1 protein-coding gene is annotated in these 214 nt (G+C 62.6%); it reads left to right on the top strand.

Annotated elements, in window-relative coordinates:
- Positions 1-214 (top strand): hypothetical protein (locus ACXAH3_RS16545; protein ID WP_474863377.1); only part of this gene is annotated, 214 nt, incomplete at both ends.

The raw sequence follows: 214 nt of genomic DNA, 5'->3' as shown, positions 1-214 counted from the left end.
AGCCCCGATCGACGCCATCGACGACACGCCAGCAGCTGTGAACGGCTTTGCGGGTGGAGACACTCCTTCCGTATTGGACAACGACACGCTGAATGGCGCGGCTGTTGATCCAGCAGACATCACGTTGACGCCTGGCACAGCGCCCAGCCCAACTGACGGCTCGATCACCATGAATGCGGACGGGACCATCACGGTTGCCCCCGGTACGACGGCA

The organism is Aliiroseovarius sp. ABM4_368 (genome assembly GCF_056161205.1).
This window is presented reverse-complemented; position numbering and strand designations above follow the sequence as displayed.